We start from the raw sequence: 23,185 nt of genomic DNA, 5'->3' as shown, positions 1-23,185 counted from the left end.
CATTAACTGAATGGCCCCTATTGTGGCCTTTATGATGGCAATTCCCAAGATGGGCTTCTAGCTGATTGTTTTTATCTCATAGACTCCCGCCAGGCGGCAAGAGAAAATATCCCCCATATCCCCACAATCCAGAGGGATGTATAACTGAAAACCCTTTTCCGCCCTCTTTTCTTTCTTTTAGCCCGACGTTACAGTAGGAATATGACAGAATTTTCTCTCACCTCCTCTCCAGCACTCTTGCAAGATCTTTGGCAAGACCTTTGGCAAGATACCCCCTTTAGGGCGACATATACCGCTTGCGATCCAGATGCCCCCACAAAAAAGGTTACCCTTCCGGAAAGATGGAGCGATACAACAGCCCAGGCCCTAGCGGAAATAGCCCCCCTCGAAGAGGAAGAGGTTGATCTGCGCGAACAATCACTGGCCTGGCTTATGCCTTTTGCCCGACTTTTAGAGACAACTTCTATTTACAGTCTGGACAATTCGCCCCTACCTTTTCCCTTACATAAGCTTGTTAACCTGCTTTTGGTTCATAAGGCTGCCCCTACCTTTTCACTCTGGAAAGGAGACTATGACAATAGGCCGGGCTTTATCTTAAACCTGGCCCGGTTTGTTGAAGCCGATGGAAGCCTAGAGCATGAAGATTTTATAGAAACCCTCTATATTCTCTGCCAGTTCCTGAATGCTTTAGCCAAGCACCATGCAGCGATGAGCACCACAGAGCTGCCCCTTTTTTCTCCCCTCAAGTCTTCTTCTGCCGCCCATCATTCCTTTGGCTTTGAAACCCAAACAGAAAAATTTTCTCCTCCCCTACAAAAAGGGGTATTACTCCTCACAAACCTTGACGTTGCCCTTGCACGGATGGGGCTGGATTATGATAGCGATGAGGCTCGGCTAAGAAGTCGCTACCTGGCGGGATGTCTTCGTTATATGGCTGCCCAAGCCTGGAATGGAGAGACTGCACCGCTTATTTTGCCTTCTTTAACAAAAGGGCATCCCTTCCAGCCCTTACAGGAGCGCTTGGCACAATTTTCAGGAAGTTTCCTTAAACCTTCCTCTTTCTTTAAAATAGAAACAGGCGTTTCCTCCCCTGGACCAGTCGATGCCTTGCTGGAAGTAGAAACTTGTGGGCTCGCCCCAGTTTTTTCTCCCCTGACCCCTCAAGGAGGATTGGCAGAAAGCTCCCTCTGCCGTCTCGCTCACAAGGGCTGCACACTGGAAACAGCTCTAGCCGCCCTGTTAATGGGTGATAACATTCTTTCTCTTCCTGATCAGCATGCTCATTATGCCATGCACAGGGCCCTTTCAACCTATCTGGACCATATGCCTCCCCGCCCCAAAGCCGATGCCCTACCCAACATCGCCCCTGAAACCCTTAAAAGGGGAGAACGTCTTCCCCTTCCTCATCGCCATAGCGGGTTTACGCAAAAAGCCAGCATTGGTGGGCACGGACTTTTTGTAAGAACAGGGGAGTATGAAGATGGCAGCGTAGGAGAAGTTGCCATTGTGCCTGCCAGGGAAAACCCCATGGTCAAAGGGCTTTTGGAATGTTTTGGTCAAGCCGTCAGTATCGGGCTTCAATATGGCGTCCCCTTAAGTGAGTTTGTGAAGGCTTTTGCCTATACCCGTTTTGGCCAGGGTGGCACGGTGGAAGGTGACCCCAACAGGGCTTTTGCGACCTCTCTTTTAGATTATACTTTCAGAACCCTTGCGGAAACCTATCTCCACGAGGACATGCCTGACGCCTTACCCCCCGAGGAAAGAGAGGAAAATTCTGCCTTGCCTCTTCTCCCCTTACCTTTCCCCGCGGCTTCCCCCCTTTCCCCCCGCAAAGCCAAAACCGGCAGAGGGCGCCTACGGCTCGTCAGTTAACACGAGCCGGTCAATGAGCTAGGAAATTACCAGTCAATTTTGCAGTTCAAGACCCAGTTTTTACAGCCAGGTTTTTAAAGGTGGACATCGCCTTAAAAACCCCCATATATCTTAAAGGGTCTTAAGAAGGTGGATCTTCACAAAAGACCTGAATTCTCTGTTGTTCGAGGTTTGTATGATACCCCAAAACGCCAAAACGAAACTTAAGGAACTCGGCATTACGCTCCCTGAAGCAGCAAAACCTGTGGCCAATTATGTACCGGCCATTATTGCAGGTTCCCAGCTTATTATTTCTGGGCAGCTCCCCTTTCGGGATGGTAAACTCGTGGCCACTGGCCTTTTAGGCCAAACCGTCTCCCTGGAGCAAGGCACCGAAGCCGCACGATGGTGCATGGTCAATATCATAGCTCAAGCCCAGGCCGCACTTGATGGTTCGTTAGGCAGAATTAAAAGGTTGATCCGCCTTGGCGGTTTTGTGGCCAGCACACCAGACTTTACAAACCAACCCCAAGTGATCAACGGCGCCTCTGACTTAGCCGTAGCCGTGTTTGAAGATGCAGGAAAACATGCCCGTTCTGCTGTGGGAGTGGCAAGTTTGCCATTGAACGCTGCTGTGGAAATTGAGGCCCTGTTTGAAATTGCAACTTAAAGAACCTACACCGTTCTCTTAATGCATTTCCCATTAAAAAATACAAGCCATCTGCCCTGCGGGTTGCTATCACAACGTTTAGGATAACATAACCATAAGGGCACAGGAGTTTTATGGATAATCTCGTTTTTTCACTTCACAAATCCATGACTGAACTCTCCGCCCAAGAGTGGAACATATGCGCAGGTGCTGAAAACCCTTTTGTTTGTTACGAATTCCTTTCTGCCCTGGAAGAAAGCCGTTCTGTTACGCCAGAAAATGGCTGGATCAGTTTACATGCCACCCTGCAACAAACCGACGGGTCTTTAATTGCAGCCATCCCCCTTTACGGGAAAATGCATTCCTATGGAGAATATGTGTTTGATCATGGATGGGCACGTGCTTACGAAGACCATGGTGGCCAGTATTACCCCAAACTGCAATGTGCTGTGCCATTTTCCCCTGTGCCTGGGCCACGTCTTCTTATTTCCCCTCATGGGGATTATCCTTCTCAGACCATTATAAGCATATTGGGAAAAGAACTTGCCCGTAGCTGCCAAGAGCTTCAGCTTTCTTCTGCTCATATTACTTTCTGCCAGGAAGAGGAATATACCCTGCTGGGAAAGGAAGGATGGCTCCAACGGCTGGGGGTACAATATCACTGGCATAATCAAGGCTTTAAAGATTTTGAGGCTTTTTTAAACACGCTCTCTTCTCGCAAGCGAAAATCCATCCGCAAAGAACGGAAAGATATCCATGCCAGCGGCCTGATTTTTAAAACCTATCAGGGACAAGACATTACGCCCTCACTATGGAATGCTTTCTATCAATTCTATCTTTCCACCGTGGAGCAAAAATGGGGGCAAGCCTACCTAACAAAAGAATTTTTCTTTCTACTTTCCCAAAAAATGGGGGATAAGGTTGTTCTTTTTACCGCAGAGTACAATGGCCAACCTGTTGCAGGCGCTTTAAACCTGCTTGGAGAAGATACCCTATATGGCCGCAACTGGGGAAGTTTGGGGCACTGGCCCTATCTTCATTTTGAGCTCTGCTATTATCAGGCTATTGAGTTTGCCATCCAGCACAACCTTAAACATGTCGAGGCAGGCGCCCAGGGTGAGCATAAGATACAGCGTGGCTATGCCCCACAATACACTTATTCGCTGCACTGGATTCAAGATCCCATCCTTAAACAGGCTATCGAGCGTTTCCTTGCACAAGAACAACTCGCCGTAAAGAATGAGCTGGATTATCTTTCCACTCTGACACCGTTCCGAAAAAACGAAAATTAACCCTTTTATAACCTTGATGAGAGAAAGAAAGACTTTCTTATCTCTGTTGGGATTTTTAAAGAAGGCGACATGACGACGCTGGATATTTTTTCCACTAAGCCTGAAACGCTTTCCCAACCTGAAACCCTACAGAAGCTTATTGTCGCCCGTATTAATGTTCAAAATGCCTCTAGCCGAACTTCTGATCTCTTGGTTTTGAGGGCCATTACCCCAAAGAGAATCTCAAAAAGCCTTCCTTCATCCTTTAACTTTGCTCTCAACCGTTTCTCCCAAAGGAGCGAGGGCGTTGTATTTTTGGGATTAGACTATATTATGATAAAAAAAATTTATTAATTCTATAATTTTTTTAATTTTATTTGATTAGTTAAATATCTTTTATTGAGAATAATTATTAATATCGATAAAGAAGGAAGCCATTATGGAACGTTATCTTTCTACAGGAACCACTACCCTCGCAGCATTACTCTCACTCCACAGGAACAAATCCCATCTTCCCACTCCAGAGCATATGCAAAACCAGGTAAGGGCTCGTAAGGAAAAAAGCCCTACGCCCGTACCGGCCACAAAAAAGCCTGCGAAAAGCAGGCCTTGTCCTCCATTGGTTTCATCGGAAAATAAAGAGCTTCTTGAAGCGGGGCCCCCATAAAGGGAGCCCTTTGCCTTTTGCTGAAGGGTGGACTTCTATGACTTCCGTGTCTTCTTACTCGGCGTCTTCCAGAGAATCCTCTGAAGGGTCAGCAAGCATTGCTTCTGCTACCACGCCGGCTTGTTCTCTGATTCGCTGCTCTATGGTCTGAGCAATTTCTGGATGTTCCCGCAAAAACTGTTTTGCATTTTCTCTTCCCTGCCCAATACGCTGGCTATCATAAGAAAACCATGCACCAGATTTTTCAACGATATTGCCTTGCACGCCCAGATCAATCAACTCGCCGAGTTTACTAATCCCTTCCCCATACATAATATCAAACTCAACCTGCCGGAAAGGGGGAGCCAGTTTGTTTTTAGCCACTTTAACGCGAGTTTGATTGCCAACAACGTTCTCTTTGTCCTTAACAGAACCAATACGACGAATATCTAACCTTACAGAAGCATAAAATTTAAGGGCATTTCCCCCTGTGGTTGTCTCAGGGTTGCCAAACATAATGCCAATTTTCTGGCGAATCTGGTTAAGGAAAATCATCATAGTGTTGGAACGTGAGATCGTACCAGTAAGCTTGCGTAAAGCCTGGCTCATTAAACGCGCATGCAATCCCACGTGGGAGTCGCCCATCTCCCCATCTAGTTCTGCCTTAGGAACCAGCGCTGCGACACTATCGACCACCAATACATCCACCGCACCAGAGCGCACAAGGGTATCGGCAATCTCCAAGGCTTGCTCGCCCGCATCGGGCTGGCTGATAAGCAAGTTATCAACATCTACTCCAAGCTTACGGGCATAAATGGGGTCTAGCGCGTGTTCGGCATCAATAAATGCACAGGTACCACCTTTTTTCTGGGCTTCGGCAATCACATGCAAGGCCAAAGTGGTTTTCCCCGAACTTTCTGGGCCATAAATCTCTACAACCCGGCCACGAGGTAGCCCCCCAATCCCCAGAGCAATATCTAACCCTAAAGACCCCGTCGAGATCACTTCAACCTGCTCATTGGGCTTTTGGCCCATGCGCATAATTGACCCTTTGCCAAAGGCTCTTTCAATCTGGCTAAGAGCCCCCTCTAAAGCTTTGCTTTTATCCATAGAATTCCCCCTTCACCCCTATCAATATTCATGCCTGCACAGAGAATCTACTGAAAGTAGAATATACAACAAAGACCCATTCATGAAGAGGAGTTCTGGTAGATTCTAATAAACGTTATCACTGCGGTAGCCCTTTTAAGTGTATATACTCCTCTTCTTCACTGCATGGTAGCAAGAATTTTTGATCATGTGGGGTAATTTTTTACTAAAATACTCTCAAAGAAGGATTATTGTTGCATATGCCTTATAAGGTAACCCTTTTATTCCCGCCCCTTAAGGGTGATGGTTTGCTTTTTCCGCCTCAACGAGCATTTTCTGCACAGCATCATTGCCCTGTTGGCGAGAGAGCGAAAGGGCTGTGTTGCCTTTATTGTCTTTTAAGCGCCAGTCCGCTCCGGAAGCCAGAAGGGTCTTAACAACGTCTTCTCTTCCAAATAGGGAAGACATCATTAAAGCTGTTTTTCCCTGCATATTCTGGTGGTTCACTGAACAGCCTGCTTTAATGAGCCGCTTTAATATCTCGACATTTCCTTTAAAAGCCACCCCCATAAGAGCGGTATTGCCTGCTTTGTCTTCTGCGCAAGGCTGAGCCCCATTTTTTAGCAAAAACTCTACTGTAGACGGGTGCTCATTATAAGCAGCCAAAATTAAAGGGGTATAGCCTTTTATATCTTTTACCTCAGTTGAAAGCCCTGCTTTTAAGAAACTTTCCAAAACATCGTTACGGCCTTCCCTGGCGGCTTCAAAATACAGCGCCTTCATGCGGTCTACCCCAATACGCGAAGGTTCTTGTTCCCCTGTATTCTGAGAAGTTGTATTCTGAGAAGCTGTATTCTGGGGAGTGGTAGCCTTTTCTGCCGCCTGCGCAGCCTGTAAGGAAACACTGACCACCATGGCAGAAAGCACAGAAAGAGACCGAACAAAAGACCATGTTTTTTTACGATAGGTCACAAACATAAACTCTTTTTCCTTATTTATCTGGAGAAACTGAAGACAATAAGCCCATCATACACAAAATGTACGATGGGCTTAGTAGACCGCAATTAGTTATTAGGGAGTTTATCTGCAACCTGTTTAACCTGGGCAACATCCAAATGGGTTGCTTTAGCTAAACGTGTACCATAGTCCACATTCGCCTTATAAAAATGGCTCACCATTTTTATTTTTATGGGCTCAATAGTCACACCATTCAAATCATAGGAAAGGTTACGAATGAGAGCCTCTTTCTCGTGATCACTCAAGGAAACCCAAACCTGACCGGCCTGACTATAATCATCGCGGGGTTTAATCACTTGTTTTTTTGCTTGGCCGGAAACCTCGTAAGCGCTTTCCTCAAATTTAGGATTATCCACCGTTGCACCAGGGTCATCCAGACGGCTTGTAGGCTGATAGTTCACATGGCCTTTGCGGTTTCCAAAATTCATGTGACCATCTTGCTGGTTGAAATGTACTTCAACCCGCGGACGGTTAACAGGAAGCATGAGGAAATTGGCCCCTATACGATAACGCTGAGTATCCCCATAGGAAAACAGGCGCCCTTGCAGCATTTTATCTGGGGAGGGCTCAATACCGGGAATCATAATTCCTGGGTCAAAGGCAGCTTGCTCAGTGGTTTCAAAAAAGTTATCCGGCATACGGTTAAGGGTCATGGTACCAATTTTACGTTCCGGCACCCCTAGCCATTCTTTTGTATCATCAAACGCATCATAAGGTAATTTTGCAGCTTGTTCTGGGGTGAGAACCTGAACATAGAGATCCCATTTGGCAGCTTTATGTTGCTTGCCAATAACCTCATAAAGGTCGTGAGTGGCATAACTGGTATTGGCTTTCATGGTCTCATCTAGGTTCATCCCTTCAATCCCCTGCAAGCTTTTCCAGTGGAATTTTACAAAATGGGTTTCCCCTTTTGCATTCACCAAACGGAAAGCATGCACACCATGACCATCCATTTTACGATAGCTCACAGGCATCCCCTTATAGTCCGTATATAAATACGTTAGGATATGGGTTGATTCCGGCATGTTTGAAAAGAAATCAAACGCATTGTTAGGATCCTGGATATTGGTAACAGGATCGGGCTTATTCGCGTGTACAAAGTCTGGAAATTTAACAGCATCGCGAATAAAGAACACTGGCAGACTTAGCCCCGTTAAATCCCAGTTCCCCTGTTCGGTATAAAACTTAACAGCGAACCCGCGGGGATCACGAGCAGCCTCTGGCGAACCCCGAAAATTCATAACGGTCGAAAACCTTACAAAAACTGGGGTTTTCTTGCCGGCTTCAAACAAAACTGCTTTAGAAATGTTTGAAAAATCTTCCGTCTCAACATATTCCCCAAATACCCCTACACCACGGGCATGAACCACACGTTCCGGAATACGCTCCCGATCAAAATGAGCCAATTTCTCAATTAATGAAAAATCCTCTAGCAAGACTGGGCCATCAACTCCCGCGGTTTTAGAGCTCATATTATTACCAATAGGCCGGCCGTTCCCCTCAGTCAGCTGATGGGGTTGTGCCGACGCAACCGAAAAGCTGAAAACCGACGAAAGCAGAACAGCCAGAGTCGTTTTATAAACTGTTTTCATAAATCCTCTCACTTAAAAAACGAAAAAGAAAGCTAAGCTTCAATACTGCCAATCATTTTACAATACCCATACTGCGCACATTTCCTAGCAGCATAACTCCTAGACGGGAGTCTGCCACAAAACAGCCTATAAGAAAAAATGATTTATTTTATACACCCAATAACCATATTCTATTTCATGGAATATGGTTATTGAACCATTATAGCAGTGTTGATGACCCTTTAATGGCTCGGTCCAGTCACGGTTCCCATTCCAAAGCCTTTTTCATCGGTCACAGCCCGGCAGCTTTCCTCCCCTCCTGGCAAGCCTTCTGAACAGCTGACTGCATTAATTCGCCCTTCTGAAAGGGAGGTAGAAGAAAAATGCTGGCCAGCTAGGGCAGACTGTAAGGCCAATGCCCCGGCATAAGCAGCCTCATTTTGGCCAGAAGCACCAATCACAGCATGGAAACGCCCTTGCCGCTTGGCCACCGCCCCCACCAGGAGTGGAATAGGCTTACGAGCGGGAGAAGCAGCCAGAACAATGCCTGTTGTACCCGCCATGCGGCCGGTCCCAAAGAGGTTATTCATTGTCAAAGCACAGGAAACAGCCTGCCCGGACCGATCGACCACCACATAAGAAGTGGAGGCAGGCAGATTAGGCAAGCGCCCCGTAGCGGCCCGACCAGAAGAAATAATATTCTGTGCCTCCTCCTGAAGGGTTCTTGAATTTTCTTTTTCTTGTCCAGAATGGGCTTTGCGCCATGCGGCAACACTGCCTTCCGATACAGCAAGTCCATTATGCTGGCCTGCTTCTATCGCCCGGAAAGCCAAAGCCATACCCAGCCCCCCATCAGCTGGGGGAGGTAAGAAAGAAAGGGTTGTCTCTTCCGATGGACTCAGCGTTAATGCAGCAACCTGTACTGGCAAGGCATTGCGCATATCATCTGGTGTGAGGCCCCCGCCAGCTGCCTGAGCACCATCGACGATAATCTTTGAAAGGGCCCCATTATACATATCTCCCACACCGGCAGCGCTAATGAGCTGTAAGACAGCGGCAAGATGGGGTTGAACCAAACTATCCCCCACTTGTAAAACCTGACCATTGGGCCGTAAAAAAACTTTCCGCACCCACTCATCGCTTAACAAAGCTTCCTTGACATAGGAAATATCCTCTGAAAGGGCTCTTGTCACGGTAATCCCTTGTTTGGCAAGACGATAGGCGGGTAAAACAACCTGGCCAAAACTAACACTGCCATATTTAAGCTGCATTAAATACAGGCCCCTGGCCAACATTGGCACCGCTGCTGGCCTATCAACGGCCCGACCATTATCGAGTACTCTATTTTCCCCAGAAACCGGCAGGAACTCAAAAGCTGTATCCTGTTCTTCCTCCCCTGGATGAGAGACAAGACAAGCCCCCCCAGCCCCCAATGAAGCCCGTGAGGGCAAAGTGACAGAAAGGGCAAGACCGATAGCGGTTGCTGCATCAACTGCATTACCACCGCGGACAAGCACCTCACGCCCTACAAGGGCTGCTGTTGGTTCATCTGCCGCAACGCTCCCGACAAACCCATCAAGAAAAGAAACATTTTGGCCATATAATGTTTTGGCTTCCGAGCCTTTCTTTTCATCAGGATCTGAAGAGCAGGCCATGAGCAAGGACAGACCAGCCATACACACAATTTTAGTAACATGCCTGTTCCCAATCCGGATGTTTCTGCCGAAAGGGGCCGTAAAAACAGCAGCTGTCTTTTCTGCCCTTTCTTTTTTCCAGCCTAAAAAACCAGAAACGAAAAACTTTCCAGACACAGGCATCTCCCTTACAATAACGATTTAGACAAATATCGAATAGAGCATTTTTATAAAATAGCCCGCTAATATAAAAAATACTATTTTTTCAAAACTCTCTGTTTTTTTTAAATTACTGCTTTTATTATACATTTAAAACACACATCATTTAATATACCATAGTTTATAATTAAATAATTTGCAGTCTCTGCAAAAACCACAACGGCGTTCAAAGCTTTGTTATGTCATATTGGAATCAACACCGTGCTAAATAAAAACTCTCCTCAAACTTCTCTTCTTGCTGCCGCTTTGGGAATAGCCATAACTGGATTCCCCTTTTTAGGGCACGCCCAAGACAGCTTTACCCCTGCCCAGAGGAAAGAAATTATCTCTATCGTTAAGGAAGCCCTGAAAAATGATCCTTCCATTCTTTCCGAGGCGTTGAGTTCCTTACAAAAACGAGTAGAAAATGAGGAAAAAGCCTCTACAACCCTTGCCCTACAAACCCACCAGGCCGACCTTGCTGGCCTACCAACAGATGGAATTATGGGAAATATTAACGGAAAAACGGTTGTGGTAGAGTTTTACGACCCACGATGCCCTTATTGCCGGCGCATCTTACCTGATCTCGCCCAATTCATTAAAGAGGATAACGATGTTAAACTTATTACAAAAGTTATTCCCATATTGGGGCCGGCAAGCACTCTTGAAGCGCGCGCCATTGTAGGAGCAGCCAAACAGAATGCTTCGGTCAAACTTCAACAAGCCCTCATGAAAGATAATGCACCTTCTAATCTGGACCGTATCAAACGGCTTGCCCAGCAGCAAGGGCTAGATGTTCACCAGTTGCTCACAGACATGGAAGCTCCTGAAACCACCCAAGCTATTAGCAACAATCTCCAACTGGCCCGTGATCTTAACCTTCATGGCACACCGGCTTTTATTTTCGGAAAGACGATTGTTCCGGGAGCCATCAGCCTGGCTGATCTGAAAAAATACTCTAGTGAAGCCAAAGCCAATTAATTCATATTTCTGCCTGCACAAGCAAGGAGTTGATCTCTTCCATACAGCGTGAATAAAAAACTCACATGGAAGAGAAATACAGACTTCAAACCCACTTTACGAGCCCGCCTTTCCCCTTGAAAGCGGACAATAAACCTGCAGACACTTTTTACAACATATACCTCTTCTTGCTGAAAAAAAGCGGCTTTTTGAAAAAAAATCCCCTTAAGAGATTAAATTCCATTCTTTGTTTCTATCTGCTCCTTTCCCTTCAGTCGTTCACCACCAGCGACATAAAGAAGTGGAAAGAAAGAGCACTCTATTAAAAACCCTTCTTTTTTCTTACGGCTTATTTCTTACGACTTAAAGCTCCTTATCGCCTTATAAAAATTGAATAATGCATGAAGCCTTATCCCAAAGTTTTGATGCCTCTTCCAAGGGGGTAAAGTTATTTACGCTTCAATAAAAAGAGCCTTATGAACCTAGACTTCCGGCAATCGCCTTTCGCCTCATACTCATACTCATACTCATACTCATACTCATACTCATACTCATAGAATATGGTGCAAACTCCTTTTCTATTGTCATCAAGAGCAAACAGTAAAATCACCCCCTTTCGAGAGGATTCCACTCCGAAAAGGAGCCTCCATGCAAGAATAACAAATATTCCCTAGTTTAATAACCTGAACGGGAGATAATAAAACAGAGGCACGCTTAGAAGTCTTCTTGACGAAAAGAAGCGCCCTTCACCCAAAGGGCCCCAGCAAGTAGCGTATCCGCATAAGGGGGGGACAGTTTTCTCAAAAAATGAAGAGCTAAGAGACATTACTCTGCATCTCATGGAGAAATAATCCCAATAAAAATTAGATTTTTATTTTATTGTCATGATAGTGCAAAAAAGATAAATAAGTGCCTATTTTGGAATGGATCCCATTCAGAATTACTGACTTTGGTCATATTATGAACCCCGCCTCGAGGATACATAACAATATCCTTTCTTTTTTCTCCCTTTTTTCTCCATTGGAAAATAGGGAAAAACAGTCTTGGATTTTTAAGTCTCTCAGTGTGTCTAAGCTCTTCATGTGTTTAAGCTTTTTATCCCAACTGGGCAGGCTTAAGTTATGTATCCAACGTGTTCCCCATGATGGCTGACCTTTTTTTTGCGTAGCTTCCCTTTAAGAACCAACCCTGCTGAGAAGAATACTCTTGTTACAGCCCCCTTCTGCCCTTACTCGATTTTGCCCAACGAACTGGCCGCTTCAATACAGACGCTATAACGCACGGCACAAGCGGGGCTTTATTCTTAGGGAAGAGCCAGTGGAAAAATAGCGATGGTGAATTCCCACTTTGGGCTTTGGGCTTTGAGCTTTGAACTTTGAACTTTGAACTTTGAACTTTGAACTTTGAACTTTGAACTTTGAACTTTGAACTTTGAATAACCTCAGGAAACGCTAGGAAAAACGCAAGACCCTTATTATAGCAACCTCGGATGGCGCATCGGTTAATGATGCCACAGTTACCGTAAATCCCCCAAGATGACCACGAACCACAACGGCTAAAACTGTTATTTCGAACGGATCACACTTAAGATAACAGCTGCCTCGAACCACCCTTAGACGTTTTCTATAACCTTCTCAGAGTTTGACTGAATTTTTACGTCTGAAAAAAGAGTTTTCAAAGCCTTAACCATATCATCCATCATTTCATCGGTATGAAAAGGATTAGGTGTTAAGCGCAAGCGCTCTGACCCGCGAGGAACTGTAGGGTAATTGATAGGCGTAGCGTAAAGCCCAAATTCACTAAGTAATCTTCGGCTAATTTCTTTACAGCGTTCTGCATCCCCTATCATAATCGGCACAATATGGCTTTCCGTTTTCATATAGGGAACACCGGCCTGCTCAAGCTTTTCACGGAAGGTTTCAACGCGTTCAAAAAGCTTCTCCCGCCGCCAGTGGTCCTTTTTAACCATGCGAACACTCTGTAAAGCCGCAGCAACAATAGCAGGTGGCAAAGAAGTGGTAAAAATAAATCCCGAAGCAGCAGAGCGCAAATAGTCAATAATCTCACGGCTTGCAGTCACATACCCACCATGGGCCCCAAACCCTTTTGCCAGGGTTCCTTCGATAATATCGACCTCATCGGCGACCCCTTCTCGTTCTGAAACCCCTCCGCCATGTTGGCCATAGAGCCCCACGGCATGCACTTCATCCAGATAGGTTAACGCCCCATATTTGCGGGCAAGGGCACAGATTGCCTTGATATCAGAAATATCCCCATCCATTGAATAAACGCTTTCAAAGGCGATCAATTTTGGAGCTTCTGGCGAGGCAGCTGCAAGTTTAGCCTCCAGGTCGTTAAGGTCATTATGCTCAAAAACAACACAATTGGCTTTTTTTGCCCCTTTAAGGCCAGCAATCATGGAGGCATGGTTTTGCCGGTCAGAAAACGAAATCCACCCTGGCATACTGTTCAATATCGTCATCAGACTCGCCTGATTAGAGACATAGCCCGAAACAAAGAGCAATCCTGCTTCTTTATGATGCAGGCTAGCCAGTTCGGCTTCCAACTGACCATGCAGGGGGTTAGTGCCTGCAATATTTCGGGTTCCACCCGCACCGGCACCATACTGCTTTAGCGCCTGGGTTGCGGCCTCTATCACAGCTGGCTCTATCCCCATTCCCAAATAATCGTTGGCAGACCAAACCACAATCTCCTCAGGAGAAGGCTGAAGGCCCTCTTTCGAAAGTTGATAAATTGGGTATTGGCTGGCATTCCGAGCTAAGGGGGTGAACTGCCTATAACGCCCCTGGCTGCGGATCTCCTCCAGAGTTTTATTGCAAAATGAATAAAAAGGGTGTTTCTCCCTGGTAACGGTCACGAGACCTTACTCCTTCTCTGGCGGTTAAGATAAATAGTTATCGCAGGCGTGATGGCCATTTTTTAACTTTTTCTAATCTAGTAAAAAATATACATTAATTAAAGCTTTATTTCCTTATAGATTTTTTCTACCTCTCTAGTAACTAAAAATTCTTATTTCTAACTTGTATAAAGGTCATACCTATTGACAGGAGAAGAAAATGTTTACAGAGGAAGAAAATGCCGGATCAAAAGCCCCAGCCCTCCTGTATCTCCCCCTCCTTTCTCTACAATGAGATCCTATACCAAATAAATATGAACAAAATGGGTATGGCTTTTCCTACGAAGGGCTTTATACGTCTTGATCTTCCAAGCTTTTAAGGTCCTTAGGCTCTCTTCCCTCAGAATCAAACCTGATCGCTCATGGCCTCTTTTTTCTGACAGTTTACAGTACTGTAAGCTTTACTACTCGTAAATATTATTCCTATAAAGTAAGGGCCTAAAGAAGCTCCAAGAAGGCTCAAGAAAGCTAGTGTACAAAAACCTGGACCATATCCTTCTCTTTGCTTAAGGCACCATCAGAATGTGCTTGAAGCTCAATCTGTGAAGAAGGAACCCCTGCACCGACTAAAACATCTGCAACATTATGGGCCTGGTTCTTGGCCATATCCTCTAGATGTTTTTGTTGCTCCTCTCCTGAAAGCTGGGCAGAGACGGATAAAATAACGACGAACAAAACATTGGGTTTACGGGCTAGCGCCTGTTGGGCCCCTTTTTCAAGCGGCTTCTGCCACTGATCTTGCGGGGTAGAGGAGGTAAACTCCACCAGAGGCGGCACAGCCGTAGAGGATGATTGGGGGACAACTGGCAAAGGTGGGGGTGAAGGTCTGCGGCTGGCTTGATCATTAAAGGTACGCTGATCGATCAGATCGCATCCTGTCAATAGCCCTCCCCCTAGCAGGCCTATCATAATGAGACCCCAATGTTTTAGGGCAAAGCCAGAATGTATGGCCGAAAAAAAATTACCTTTTCTCATCTTCTCACCCTATCATAATGGGTTTGTACAATAACCCACCAGCTCTCCGCCCCTCAAAAGGGCACACTTCAACCCTTCTGCCATGATCCTTAGAACCATACCAGATGGCAGCCGGAAACAGAAGCCTAAAGCATACTCTACCAAAAAATATTGCCAAAACCCCACCCCCCACTAAGCCACCCTTAAAACCCACAGGGCTCATTTATAAACCTAACGACTACCCTGCTCAAATCATGAGGCTAACATCATAAGACTGATTAAGCATGGGGTTAAACATAGGGTTAAGCGTGGGTTTTTTCTTTCTACGCCTCTTGTAATGAAGGATTTCAACCTATCTATAAAAGAGAAAAACTCAAGGATGACAAGGACAATGGCTCTTCCTTCTTGGAGGGCAGACAGACCCTTTCAGAAGATAAAAATTGTCCGCCTTATCCGTTTTACAAACGGGCTCATATACTATAAATATTAACAATACCAATATTAAGAAAGGCTATTTTACCCATAGCCCTTCGTACAAGATATATTGTATCTTTTTTCATTATTTTAGAATTAGGAGTATACCATCGTGGCCGTAAAAATAGCTATTAACGGTTTTGGGCGTATTGGCCGTCTGGTGCTTCGCAGCATTATAGAATCCAACAGGACAGATGTCGTTCCTGTTACTATTAACGACCTGTCCGATATTAAAGAATCGGCTTACCTTCTTAAATACGATACTATGCATGGTCGCTTTCCAGGGGAAGTAACAATTCAGGGAGATTCCATTCTTATTAAAGCGAATGGTCGTACCTATGACCCCATTAAGGTGACAACTGAACAAGACCCCACAAAACTGCCTTACAAGGGCATTGACGTTGCTATGGAATGTACAGGGCACTTTAAAAAACGGGAAAAAGCTGCTCTGCTTCTTGAAGCAGGCGCGCGTAAGGTTCTCATTTCTGCCCCTGCGTCAGACTCCGATGCCACCATTGTCTATGGGGTGAACCATCAAACCATTACCAAAGACATGACCATTGTCTCCAATGCCTCTTGTACCACCAACTGCCTGGCTCCCATTGCCATGGTGTTGGAAGAAAATTATGGTATTGAAGCCGGCTATATGCTCACAGCGCACTCTTATACGGGCGATCAGCGCACAGTAGATACCGTGCATAAAGATGCTCGCCGTGGTCGCGCTGCTGCCCAAAACATTATTCCCACCTCCACTGGAGCAGCACGTGCTGTGGGGCTGGTTTTACCCCAGCTTAAAGGCAAGCTTGACGGAGCAGCCGTTCGCGTGCCCACTGCTAACGTTTCCTTTGTTTCTTTTGACTGTATCTTAAAAAAAGTGCCTGGTTCCGTTGAAGAAATTAACGAATATTTCAAAAAAGCCACTTCTTCTGGCCCGCTAAAAGGGGTTATGGCTTATAATGAAGATGACACCGTCAGTTCTGACTTTAATCATTACGAATTTTACTCCTCTGTTTTTGATGCCACTCAGACCAGCCTTGTGAATGGTGGCAAAATTGTCCGTGTTGCCGGATGGTACGATAACGAATGGGGCTTTTCTACCCGTATGTCTGACACTGCCAAAGTTATGGGTGAGTTCTAATGGCAGCATCACATTTTAAAACCCTTGATGACCTTCAAGCTAAGGGTAAGAAAGTCCTGCTACGAGCAGACTTGAATGTTCCTGTGCGTGATGGAAAAATTACTGACCAAACCAGGCTTGAACGCCTGGTTCCCACGCTGGAAGAGCTGAGCAAAAAAGGCGCACAGGTTATTGTGATCAGCCATTTTGCACGCCCCAAAGGCCAAAAGGTGCCTGAAATGTCTCTGAAACCTGTTTCAGAGGCCCTAGGTAAGCTTATTTCCGGAAAAGCCAAGGTTTCTTTCGCTGAGGACTGTATAGGCCCTATCGCTGAGCAGGCGGTAAAGGCCATGCATGATGGCGATATTCTGGTTCTGGAAAATACCCGCTTTTATGCAGGGGAAGAAAAGAATGACCCAGAACTGGCCAAAAAAATGGCCGCTTTGGCCGATATTTACGTTAACGATGCCTTTTCAGCAGCCCACCGTGCCCATGCGAGTACTGAAGGGGTAACCCATTTCCTGCCAGCTTATGCAGGTCGGCTTATGGAAGCAGAGCTAAACGCCCTTTCTCTGGCCCTTGAAAAGCCAGAAAAACCCGTGGGTGCCATTGTTGGCGGCTCTAAAATCTCAACCAAACTGGATCTTCTCGGAAATCTTGTCAGTAAGGTGGATGTTTTGGTTATTGGCGGGGCCATGGCCAACACGTTTCTTGCCGCCAAAGGGGTCAGTGTTGGCAAATCCCTTCAGGAAGCCGATATGCATGATACGGCCAAGGCTATTATGAAAGAAGCCGATGCCAAAAAATGCGAGATCGTTCTCCCTGTTGATGTCGTGGTGGCCACTGAATTCAAAGAAAATGTCCCCACGCAAACAGTTTCTGTGGAAGCTATTCCTGCAAATGCCATGGCTTTGGATGTCGGGCCAAAAACTGTACAGCTTCTGGAACAAAAAATTGCTACCCTTAAAACTCTGGTATGGAATGGTCCACTAGGAGCGTTTGAGGTCAAACCCTTTGATGGAGGCACCAACGCTGTTGCACACACTGTTGCAAGCCTTACACAAGCTCATAAACTTAAAAGTGTTGCCGGTGGGGGTGATACAGTCTCTGCTCTGCGCCATGCCGGTGTGATTGATAAAATGTCTTATGTCTCTACTGCCGGTGGGGCTTTCCTCGAATGGCTGGAAGGCAAAGAGCTTCCTGGGATTAAAGCGCTTACCCAATAGCAAGAATACTCACTGAACTTTATTTCATCACTATTGAGAGACTGTGTCTCGCCGGTCTCTATACCCTTTTTATTTGATACCAAATAAAAAGGGATTTTTGTTTTTTAAACCCTGTATTTTTTGTTTTTAAATATCTTTCTGCAAGTTCTAAGCTCTCAAGCTCCAAACTCTGCGGACTGATCCTATATCAATGGCTGAAAACCCTATCTTCTAAGGCTACGAGTTGTACGATAATCCCTCGAACACTGTTTGGCTTGATAGATTACTTTTCTACCGAGCTCTTTACTCTATTTTCACAAATTGGCAAAAATAATATCCAGCTGCCCAAAGTGGGAAAGAGCATGACCATTATCTTCAATACCCCTTGTACACTAACTACCTCGCTTCCTATGCTTAGCAGTTTACCGTTTCGCTCCTCATCAAAGAAAGCACTAAAGAAAGAAGAAAAGCTTGGTGTAACGGGTTAAAATGTTTTAAAATTTTCACTCTCACCCCTTGGAATCGCTTTGAGATCAGATTAATAAACTGACCTTCAGCTAACTGGCCTTCAGCTCAGTGAACAAAAACCTCTTTCGTATCCGAACGACTGCCTGGTACCCCTTTAAAGTCTTTCGTCTTACCCTTGAGCACCAAGGGTTAATATTTAACACCTTAACGTTAAACAAGGCCTCAACATCACCTTTAATTTACGGTTTAGTCGCATAGGGCGCCACACGATAGACAACCTGATTTTCGCCATACCACACTTTATAGTTGTAAAGGCCGAAAAGAGTCTCTTAATCCACTAAAGAGCCTATGGTTTTTATGGGGACAATCCATCAACACTCTAGTATGCCTATGCCTCTTCTCACTCCTGTCAGTTATTGTTATTAAAGAAAAAACTTTTGTGTAAGGTTTCCAGCATAAAGCCGTCACCCCCAATACTGATAATAACTTCTGATTCTTCTGATGAGAAGTTGCCATAAAGAGCCGTAAATTTCTTTACTATATTGTTGGGTAAGAGGGGGATGAGCGGCAACAAACGCAAGACGCGTTGAGGGTGTTTTTGGTTTTCTTGAGAGAGGTTGCGGTGCAGATGATCGCGTAGGATCCATAGACGAGGCGCTTCCTGTACGGAAAAAACAGTCTTATTCTTATTGAAAGAGATAAACACGACCAGCTTATAAAGCATCCACTAGGGGAGAACAGAGAAACTCTTGAGTAATGTTCTTATTTCAGCATAGACGATCGTTTCACAGGCGATAAAGCCCCGCTCGAAATCATTATGAAGAATAGAGCCCACTTGGGGGGCCTTTGTCCCTTTCGTCATTGTCCATGCCCGTGTTTCCTGGGGCCATAGGTAAAATAAGTCACCAGATTGAGCAGCTTGTATCCCGCTGAAATGACCCAATCCAACCCACTTTCCTGATAGATTATAGACACAAAAAGGAGACCAGGAAAACCATGCAAACACTGATAACCCACCCAGCAGGCCTCTTCATTCGCAAGCCATGACGCAAACCCTGAGCCGACCTATTGTCTGCACAAGCCCCATACCCTTTTACAAGGCCATGGGCCTGCATTCTAGCGTTTAATACCTGCTTGACCATCATCATTCCGTAGCCTGTCCTGCTGTTGTCTTTGGAGCTTCTTGTCGTATAGGACGGGGTTTCACACCAAAGGCCCGCAACACCACAATAAAAAACACAGGTACAAAAAGCAGGGCCAAAACAGTTGCACTGACAACCCCACCGGTAAGGCTAGTACCCATATCCACATGGCTGGCAGCCCCAGGCCCAGTGGCAATAGCTAAGGGCAGAACACCAAACACAAAGGCCAGTGATATCATTAAAATAGGGCGGATACGCTCATGAGCAGCAAGCCAAGCTGACTCAATGCGCAACCTTAGCCGCTCGCTCAGCCAACTCTCTCCTACTTCATGACGGTATAACAAAACGGTATAACAAAACAGGATTTTATGAGCCTGTTCCCGTATAGTGCTTTATTTCCGCCTGTTTAGGGCTTGACTTCTGAAGGGCTGGGTATCTCTTCTTGATCGGTTTCTACCAAACTTGCCGTTAAACCCTGAACGCTCCCCACAAGCCCCATAGCATAGTCCTGAGGAGAAAAGGGACGAAGGTCTTCAGCCTGTTCGCCCACACCCACAGCATGCACAGGCAGTTTGAACATCTCTGCCAAAGCCACCACAATACCCCCACGGGCAGAGCCATCAAGTTTCGTAACCACCAACCCCGTAACTTCGACAAGCTCCTTAAAAACCCGCACCTGTTCTATAGCATTTTGCCCCGTTGTGGCATCCAGAACCAAAATAACAGAATGAGGGGCAGTCTCATCAAACTTACGCATAACACGAATAATCTTGGCCAGCTCCTCCATCAGCGCCCCTTTATTATGAAGCCGCCCTGCCGTATCAATCAACAAGAGGTCTGCGCCCTGATGGGTTGCCTTTTGTAATCCCTCATATGCCAAGCCAGCAGCATCGGCATTGGGTTTACCGGCAATAACAGGAGCCCCAACCCGCTCGCCCCAAATCTGGAGCTGCTCAACAGCAGCTGCACGAAAAGTATCGCCTGCAACCATCATGACCTTTAACCCTTTCTCGCCATAATAGCGGGCAAATTTGCCAATAGTTGTGGTTTTCCCTGTTCCATTCACCCCAACCACCAAAACAACATGAGGTTTTTTTTCAGGATTAGGTGTAAATGGCACGGCTACAGGTTCCAGAACTTGGGCAATCTCCGTAGCTAATGTCTGACGAATATCCTCATCAGAGACTTCCTTACCAAAACGAGTATGGCGGAAAGACTCAATAATCCTTTCTGCAAAACTCGGGCCAAGATCTGCAGTAATGAGCACTTCTTCCAGCTCTTCTAAAGCCTGGTCATCAAGTTTTCGTTTTGTAAAAACAGCCCCCAGATCCATACCAAGCTTTTGGGTAGACCGAGAAAGCCCTTGCTTAAGACGAGAAAAAAAACCTAACGCCATACCATTGCCTATATTCTATGTTCTACAATTCTGTCATCCGCAGTTGCCGCATACACGGCCTGCTGGTCTGCCCCTGTTGCCCATGCCGTTACCACCTGCCCAATTTTTTCTGGAAAACCCTGCTGAAGACGTACATGGGCAAACTCCTCAGAATGGCCGCTATTCGGTGTTTCCAGCAAAATATTGATCTGTTTGCCCACCAGAGTTTCATAATAATGCTGCCTGGTTTTTTCCCCAATCTGACGTAATTGAGCAGCGCGCGCCTTGCGCAGCTTTTTGGGAAGTTGTGGCATACGCGCAGCTGGTGTTCCTTCACGTTCACTATAGGGAAAAACATGCAAGAAAGGAAAAGCCATTTCTTCTACAAATTGCAAGGTCTGTTCAAACATGGCTTCAGTCTCTGTGGGAAAACCCGCTATAAGATCTGCTCCCAGACCAATAGTGGGCTGGATGGATCGCGCACGCTCAACCACCTGGCGGACATCTTGGGTTAAATGCCGCCTTCGCATTCTTTTAAGGATCATGTCACACCCTGCCTGAAGGGAAAGATGCAGATAAGGCATAAAGCGGGGTTCTTCTTTAAAGAGGTGCCACATATCCTCATCCATTCCCACTGGGTCAACCGAAGAGAGTCGTAACCTGGAAAGATTGGGAGCTAAAGCCAAAATCCTTTTGCATAACTGCCCAAGGCTAGGTTTGCCGGGTAAATCCTCTCCCCAGGAGGCAATATCCACCCCTGTGAGCACAATCTCCTGATAACCAGAGCGCATAAGGCTTTCGACTTGTTTATAAATCCCTCCCACAGGCACAGAACGAGACTGACCCCGCCCGTAAGGAATAATACAAAAGGTACATCGGTGGTTACACCCTTGCTGGACCTGCACAAAAGCCCGGGAACGCTCGGAGAAGTCTGTCACCAAATGAGCGGCTGTTTTTCGAGCTGCCATGATATCGGAAACATACACTTCAGCCGTAACCTGTTTTTCTCCTTCTGATGAGCCGAAAGGGGCCCAAAATTGCCTTTGCAACTTTTCTTCGTTGCCCAGAACCCTTGTGACACCAGGAAGATTCGCCCAATGGGTTGGGTTAAGCTGGGCTGCACAACCGGTAACAATAATAGGCGCTGAAGGGTTTTCGCGGTGGGCTTTCCGAATGGCCTGGCTGGCTTGGCGCTCCGCTTCGGAGGTGACAGCACAGGTATTCACAACTATCACATCCTGCCCTTCGGCGTGCTGGCGCATGACTTCGCTTTCATAAGTGTTCAGCCTGCAACCAAAGGTCAGGATTCGAGGAGAAGGCTTTTTCATCCTTCCTCCCCGTTTAGCTCGATGACCCCTTCATACGCCAAGACCGCGGGCCCTCTCATAAGCATATCCCCTTGTGCATTTTGGGTAATGTGTAAAACGCCTCCATCGACTTCCACCTCACAGGTTTTTCCCGAGACTCCCCGTCGGATGGCGTTAGCCACTGCGGCACAAGCCCCAGAGCCACATGCCAAAGTCAACCCCGTGCCTCGCTCCCATACCCGCAACCGCATGAAGGAAGGCGAGTGCATTTCAGCAAACCCTACATTTGCCCCTTGGGGATAGAGCGGATGACGAGTAAAGGCTGCACCCAACTCGGCCACATTGACAGCTGAAAGCTGGGGAACAAAAAAGGTCATATGGGGATTCCCCATGGAAACCCCAGCAGGATCTCCCGTTAGAGGAAGATGGTTGGTATCGCATTCCTTCGCTAAGGGAATATCCTCCCACCTAAAGTGCGGAAGGCCCATATTCACCTCTATGAAATCTTTGCCCTCATAAGAAGCGGGCAGCAAGCCAGCAAGGGTCTGTAAAATATAGCGGCTGCGGCCTGTTTGTTCGTGCAATAAATAGACCACACAGCGCGAAGCATTTCCACAAGCCCCAGCCTGTGTGCCGTCAGTATTAAAAAAGCGCACCATTACATCGGCACCAGAGTGAGAAGGAGAGTCCAACATAACAAGCTGATCAAACCCAATAGAGCGGTTCCGATCCGCTAGGGCTGCCATTTGGGAAGGGCTTAAGGAAACAGGGTGTGTTCTACGGTCAATCACGACAAAATCATTCCCTGCCCCATGCATTTTGTAAAACGGAATTTTTGTCATTATCCCCCCCCTCTGAATCCTACCTGGCATATCGCCATTCTCATTGCCTTATCACTCACTCATAACCATTTTTCAGCTCTGCCCATTTCTTGTCTTCTCGTTTCTTGGAGCCGACCATACTTACTCAACTTACGCAACTTGCTTGAAGGCTCGTTATAGCATGTTTACTCAAAAAGAGTCTCCCAATTTTACCCAGATATCCACCCCCTCCTCGCGTTCTTTCATCCTGAAGGACTCCCCATAATTTTGGGCGTGCTCATCACACAAGACACAAGACACAAGACACAAGACACAAGACACAAGACACAAGACACAAGACACAAGACACAAGACACAAGACACAAGACACAAGACAAGTTATTTGCAAGATAAGTTGTTTGAAAGTAAAAATTATCTTCAGCGGTAATGCGTGCATCCTATGTTTGCGACTGTCTGAATAGGATAGGCCTAGAGGTGGAAAGTTTGAAAACAGGGCCGATGCGTTGGCCCCCTTCATAA

At 46.2% G+C, this 23,185-nt stretch carries 19 protein-coding genes and 1 pseudogene; 8 read left to right on the top strand and 12 right to left on the bottom strand.

The window, feature by feature from the left end:
- Window positions 1-201 precede the first annotated feature (201 nt).
- The 5 genes from JGUZn3_RS03375 to JGUZn3_RS03355 all read left to right on the top strand — a co-directional run bounded on the left by JGUZn3_RS03375 (window position 202) and on the right by JGUZn3_RS03355 (window position 4,438).
- The gene (locus tag JGUZn3_RS03375; RefSeq protein ID WP_203414320.1) at window positions 202-1,872 is read left to right on the top strand and encodes a TSCPD domain-containing protein; all 1,671 of its coding nucleotides are present in this window, start codon (window positions 202-204) and stop codon (window positions 1,870-1,872) included.
- Between the two features lie 175 nt (window positions 1,873-2,047).
- Entirely contained in the window at window positions 2,048-2,521 is a 474-nt protein-coding gene (locus JGUZn3_RS03370) for a RidA family protein (protein ID WP_203414319.1), read from the top strand.
- A gap of 113 nt (window positions 2,522-2,634) precedes the next feature.
- A complete protein-coding gene (locus JGUZn3_RS03365; protein WP_203414318.1) occupies window positions 2,635-3,792 on the top strand; it encodes a GNAT family N-acetyltransferase in 1,158 nt (385 codons plus the stop codon).
- Window positions 3,793-3,861: 69 nt separating this feature from the next.
- Entirely contained in the window at window positions 3,862-4,125 is a 264-nt protein-coding gene (locus JGUZn3_RS03360) for a hypothetical protein (protein WP_203414317.1), read from the top strand.
- An 85-nt stretch (window positions 4,126-4,210) separates the two neighbouring features.
- A complete protein-coding gene (locus JGUZn3_RS03355) occupies window positions 4,211-4,438 on the top strand; it encodes a hypothetical protein (protein ID WP_203414316.1) in 228 nt (75 codons plus the stop codon).
- 54 nt (window positions 4,439-4,492) lie between these two features.
- Here the strand turns inward: JGUZn3_RS03355 and recA are convergent, their stop codons facing one another.
- From recA to JGUZn3_RS03335, 4 genes are all read right to left on the bottom strand, one after another.
- On the bottom strand, window positions 4,493-5,527 hold the full coding sequence (recA, locus tag JGUZn3_RS03350; protein WP_203414315.1) for a recombinase RecA: 1,035 nt from the start codon (window positions 5,525-5,527) through the stop codon (window positions 4,493-4,495).
- A gap of 273 nt (window positions 5,528-5,800) precedes the next feature.
- Complete coding sequence (locus JGUZn3_RS03345) at window positions 5,801-6,484, bottom strand: ankyrin repeat domain-containing protein (RefSeq protein WP_203414314.1); 684 nt, start codon at window positions 6,482-6,484, stop codon at window positions 5,801-5,803.
- An 86-nt stretch (window positions 6,485-6,570) separates the two neighbouring features.
- Window positions 6,571-8,115, bottom strand: coding sequence for a catalase (locus JGUZn3_RS03340; RefSeq protein WP_203414313.1), 1,545 nt, complete (start codon window positions 8,113-8,115; stop codon window positions 6,571-6,573).
- 221 nt (window positions 8,116-8,336) lie between these two features.
- Window positions 8,337-9,905 (bottom strand): gamma-glutamyltransferase, encoded by a 1,569-nt coding sequence (locus tag JGUZn3_RS03335; protein ID WP_238996883.1) that lies wholly within the window; start codon window positions 9,903-9,905, stop codon window positions 8,337-8,339.
- A gap of 243 nt (window positions 9,906-10,148) precedes the next feature.
- Here JGUZn3_RS03335 and JGUZn3_RS03330 point away from each other — a divergent pair, with 243 nt between their 5' ends.
- Window positions 10,149-10,907 (top strand): DsbA family protein, encoded by a 759-nt coding sequence (locus JGUZn3_RS03330; protein ID WP_203414312.1) that lies wholly within the window; start codon window positions 10,149-10,151, stop codon window positions 10,905-10,907.
- Window positions 10,908-12,498: 1,591 nt separating this feature from the next.
- Here the strand turns inward: JGUZn3_RS03330 and hemA are convergent.
- Together hemA and JGUZn3_RS03320 are read right to left on the bottom strand one after the other, a co-directional pair.
- Entirely contained in the window at window positions 12,499-13,764 is a 1,266-nt protein-coding gene (gene hemA, locus JGUZn3_RS03325) for a 5-aminolevulinate synthase (RefSeq protein WP_203414311.1), read from the bottom strand.
- A gap of 507 nt (window positions 13,765-14,271) precedes the next feature.
- Window positions 14,272-14,778, bottom strand: coding sequence for a hypothetical protein (locus tag JGUZn3_RS03320; RefSeq protein WP_203414310.1), 507 nt, complete (start codon window positions 14,776-14,778; stop codon window positions 14,272-14,274).
- 565 nt (window positions 14,779-15,343) lie between these two features.
- Between JGUZn3_RS03320 and gap the strand changes: the two genes are divergently transcribed.
- Both gap and JGUZn3_RS03310 read left to right on the top strand, forming a co-directional pair.
- On the top strand, window positions 15,344-16,369 hold the full coding sequence (gap, locus tag JGUZn3_RS03315; RefSeq protein WP_203414309.1) for a type I glyceraldehyde-3-phosphate dehydrogenase: 1,026 nt from the start codon (window positions 15,344-15,346) through the stop codon (window positions 16,367-16,369).
- A complete protein-coding gene (locus JGUZn3_RS03310) occupies window positions 16,369-17,574 on the top strand; it encodes a phosphoglycerate kinase (RefSeq protein ID WP_203414308.1) in 1,206 nt (401 codons plus the stop codon). Before gap ends, JGUZn3_RS03310 begins: the two co-directional genes overlap by 1 nt.
- 856 nt (window positions 17,575-18,430) lie before the next feature.
- On the opposite strand, the gene JGUZn3_RS03305 is transcribed toward JGUZn3_RS03310, so the two are convergent.
- From JGUZn3_RS03305 to dapF, 6 genes and pseudogenes are all read right to left on the bottom strand, one after another.
- The gene (locus JGUZn3_RS03305) at window positions 18,431-18,727 is read right to left on the bottom strand and encodes a hypothetical protein (RefSeq protein WP_203414307.1); all 297 of its coding nucleotides are present in this window, start codon (window positions 18,725-18,727) and stop codon (window positions 18,431-18,433) included.
- Between the two features lie 66 nt (window positions 18,728-18,793).
- Window positions 18,794-18,978: pseudogene (locus JGUZn3_RS12260) on the bottom strand (DUF933 domain-containing protein); the annotation flags it as partial.
- A 187-nt stretch (window positions 18,979-19,165) separates the two neighbouring features.
- Window positions 19,166-19,456, bottom strand: coding sequence for an efflux RND transporter permease subunit (locus JGUZn3_RS03295; RefSeq protein WP_238996882.1), 291 nt, complete (start codon window positions 19,454-19,456; stop codon window positions 19,166-19,168).
- Window positions 19,457-19,569: 113 nt separating this feature from the next.
- The gene (ftsY, locus tag JGUZn3_RS03290) at window positions 19,570-20,559 is read right to left on the bottom strand and encodes a signal recognition particle-docking protein FtsY (RefSeq protein ID WP_203414306.1); all 990 of its coding nucleotides are present in this window, start codon (window positions 20,557-20,559) and stop codon (window positions 19,570-19,572) included.
- An 8-nt stretch (window positions 20,560-20,567) separates the two neighbouring features.
- Window positions 20,568-21,866: a tRNA (N(6)-L-threonylcarbamoyladenosine(37)-C(2))-methylthiotransferase MtaB gene (gene mtaB / locus JGUZn3_RS03285; RefSeq protein ID WP_203414305.1), complete on the bottom strand. Its 1,299-nt coding sequence runs from the start codon at window positions 21,864-21,866 to the stop codon at window positions 20,568-20,570.
- Window positions 21,863-22,687 carry a diaminopimelate epimerase gene (gene dapF / locus JGUZn3_RS03280; protein WP_408871752.1) on the bottom strand — a complete coding sequence of 275 codons (825 nt, stop codon included), beginning with the start codon at window positions 22,685-22,687 and terminating at the stop codon, window positions 21,863-21,865. The genes mtaB and dapF overlap by 4 nt, the downstream gene beginning before the upstream one ends.
- Between the last annotated feature and the right edge of the window lie 498 nt (window positions 22,688-23,185).

This window comes from Entomobacter blattae, assembly GCF_014672835.1.
Lineage (GTDB): Bacteria > Pseudomonadota > Alphaproteobacteria > Acetobacterales > Acetobacteraceae > Entomobacter > Entomobacter blattae.
This window is presented reverse-complemented; position numbering and strand designations above follow the sequence as displayed.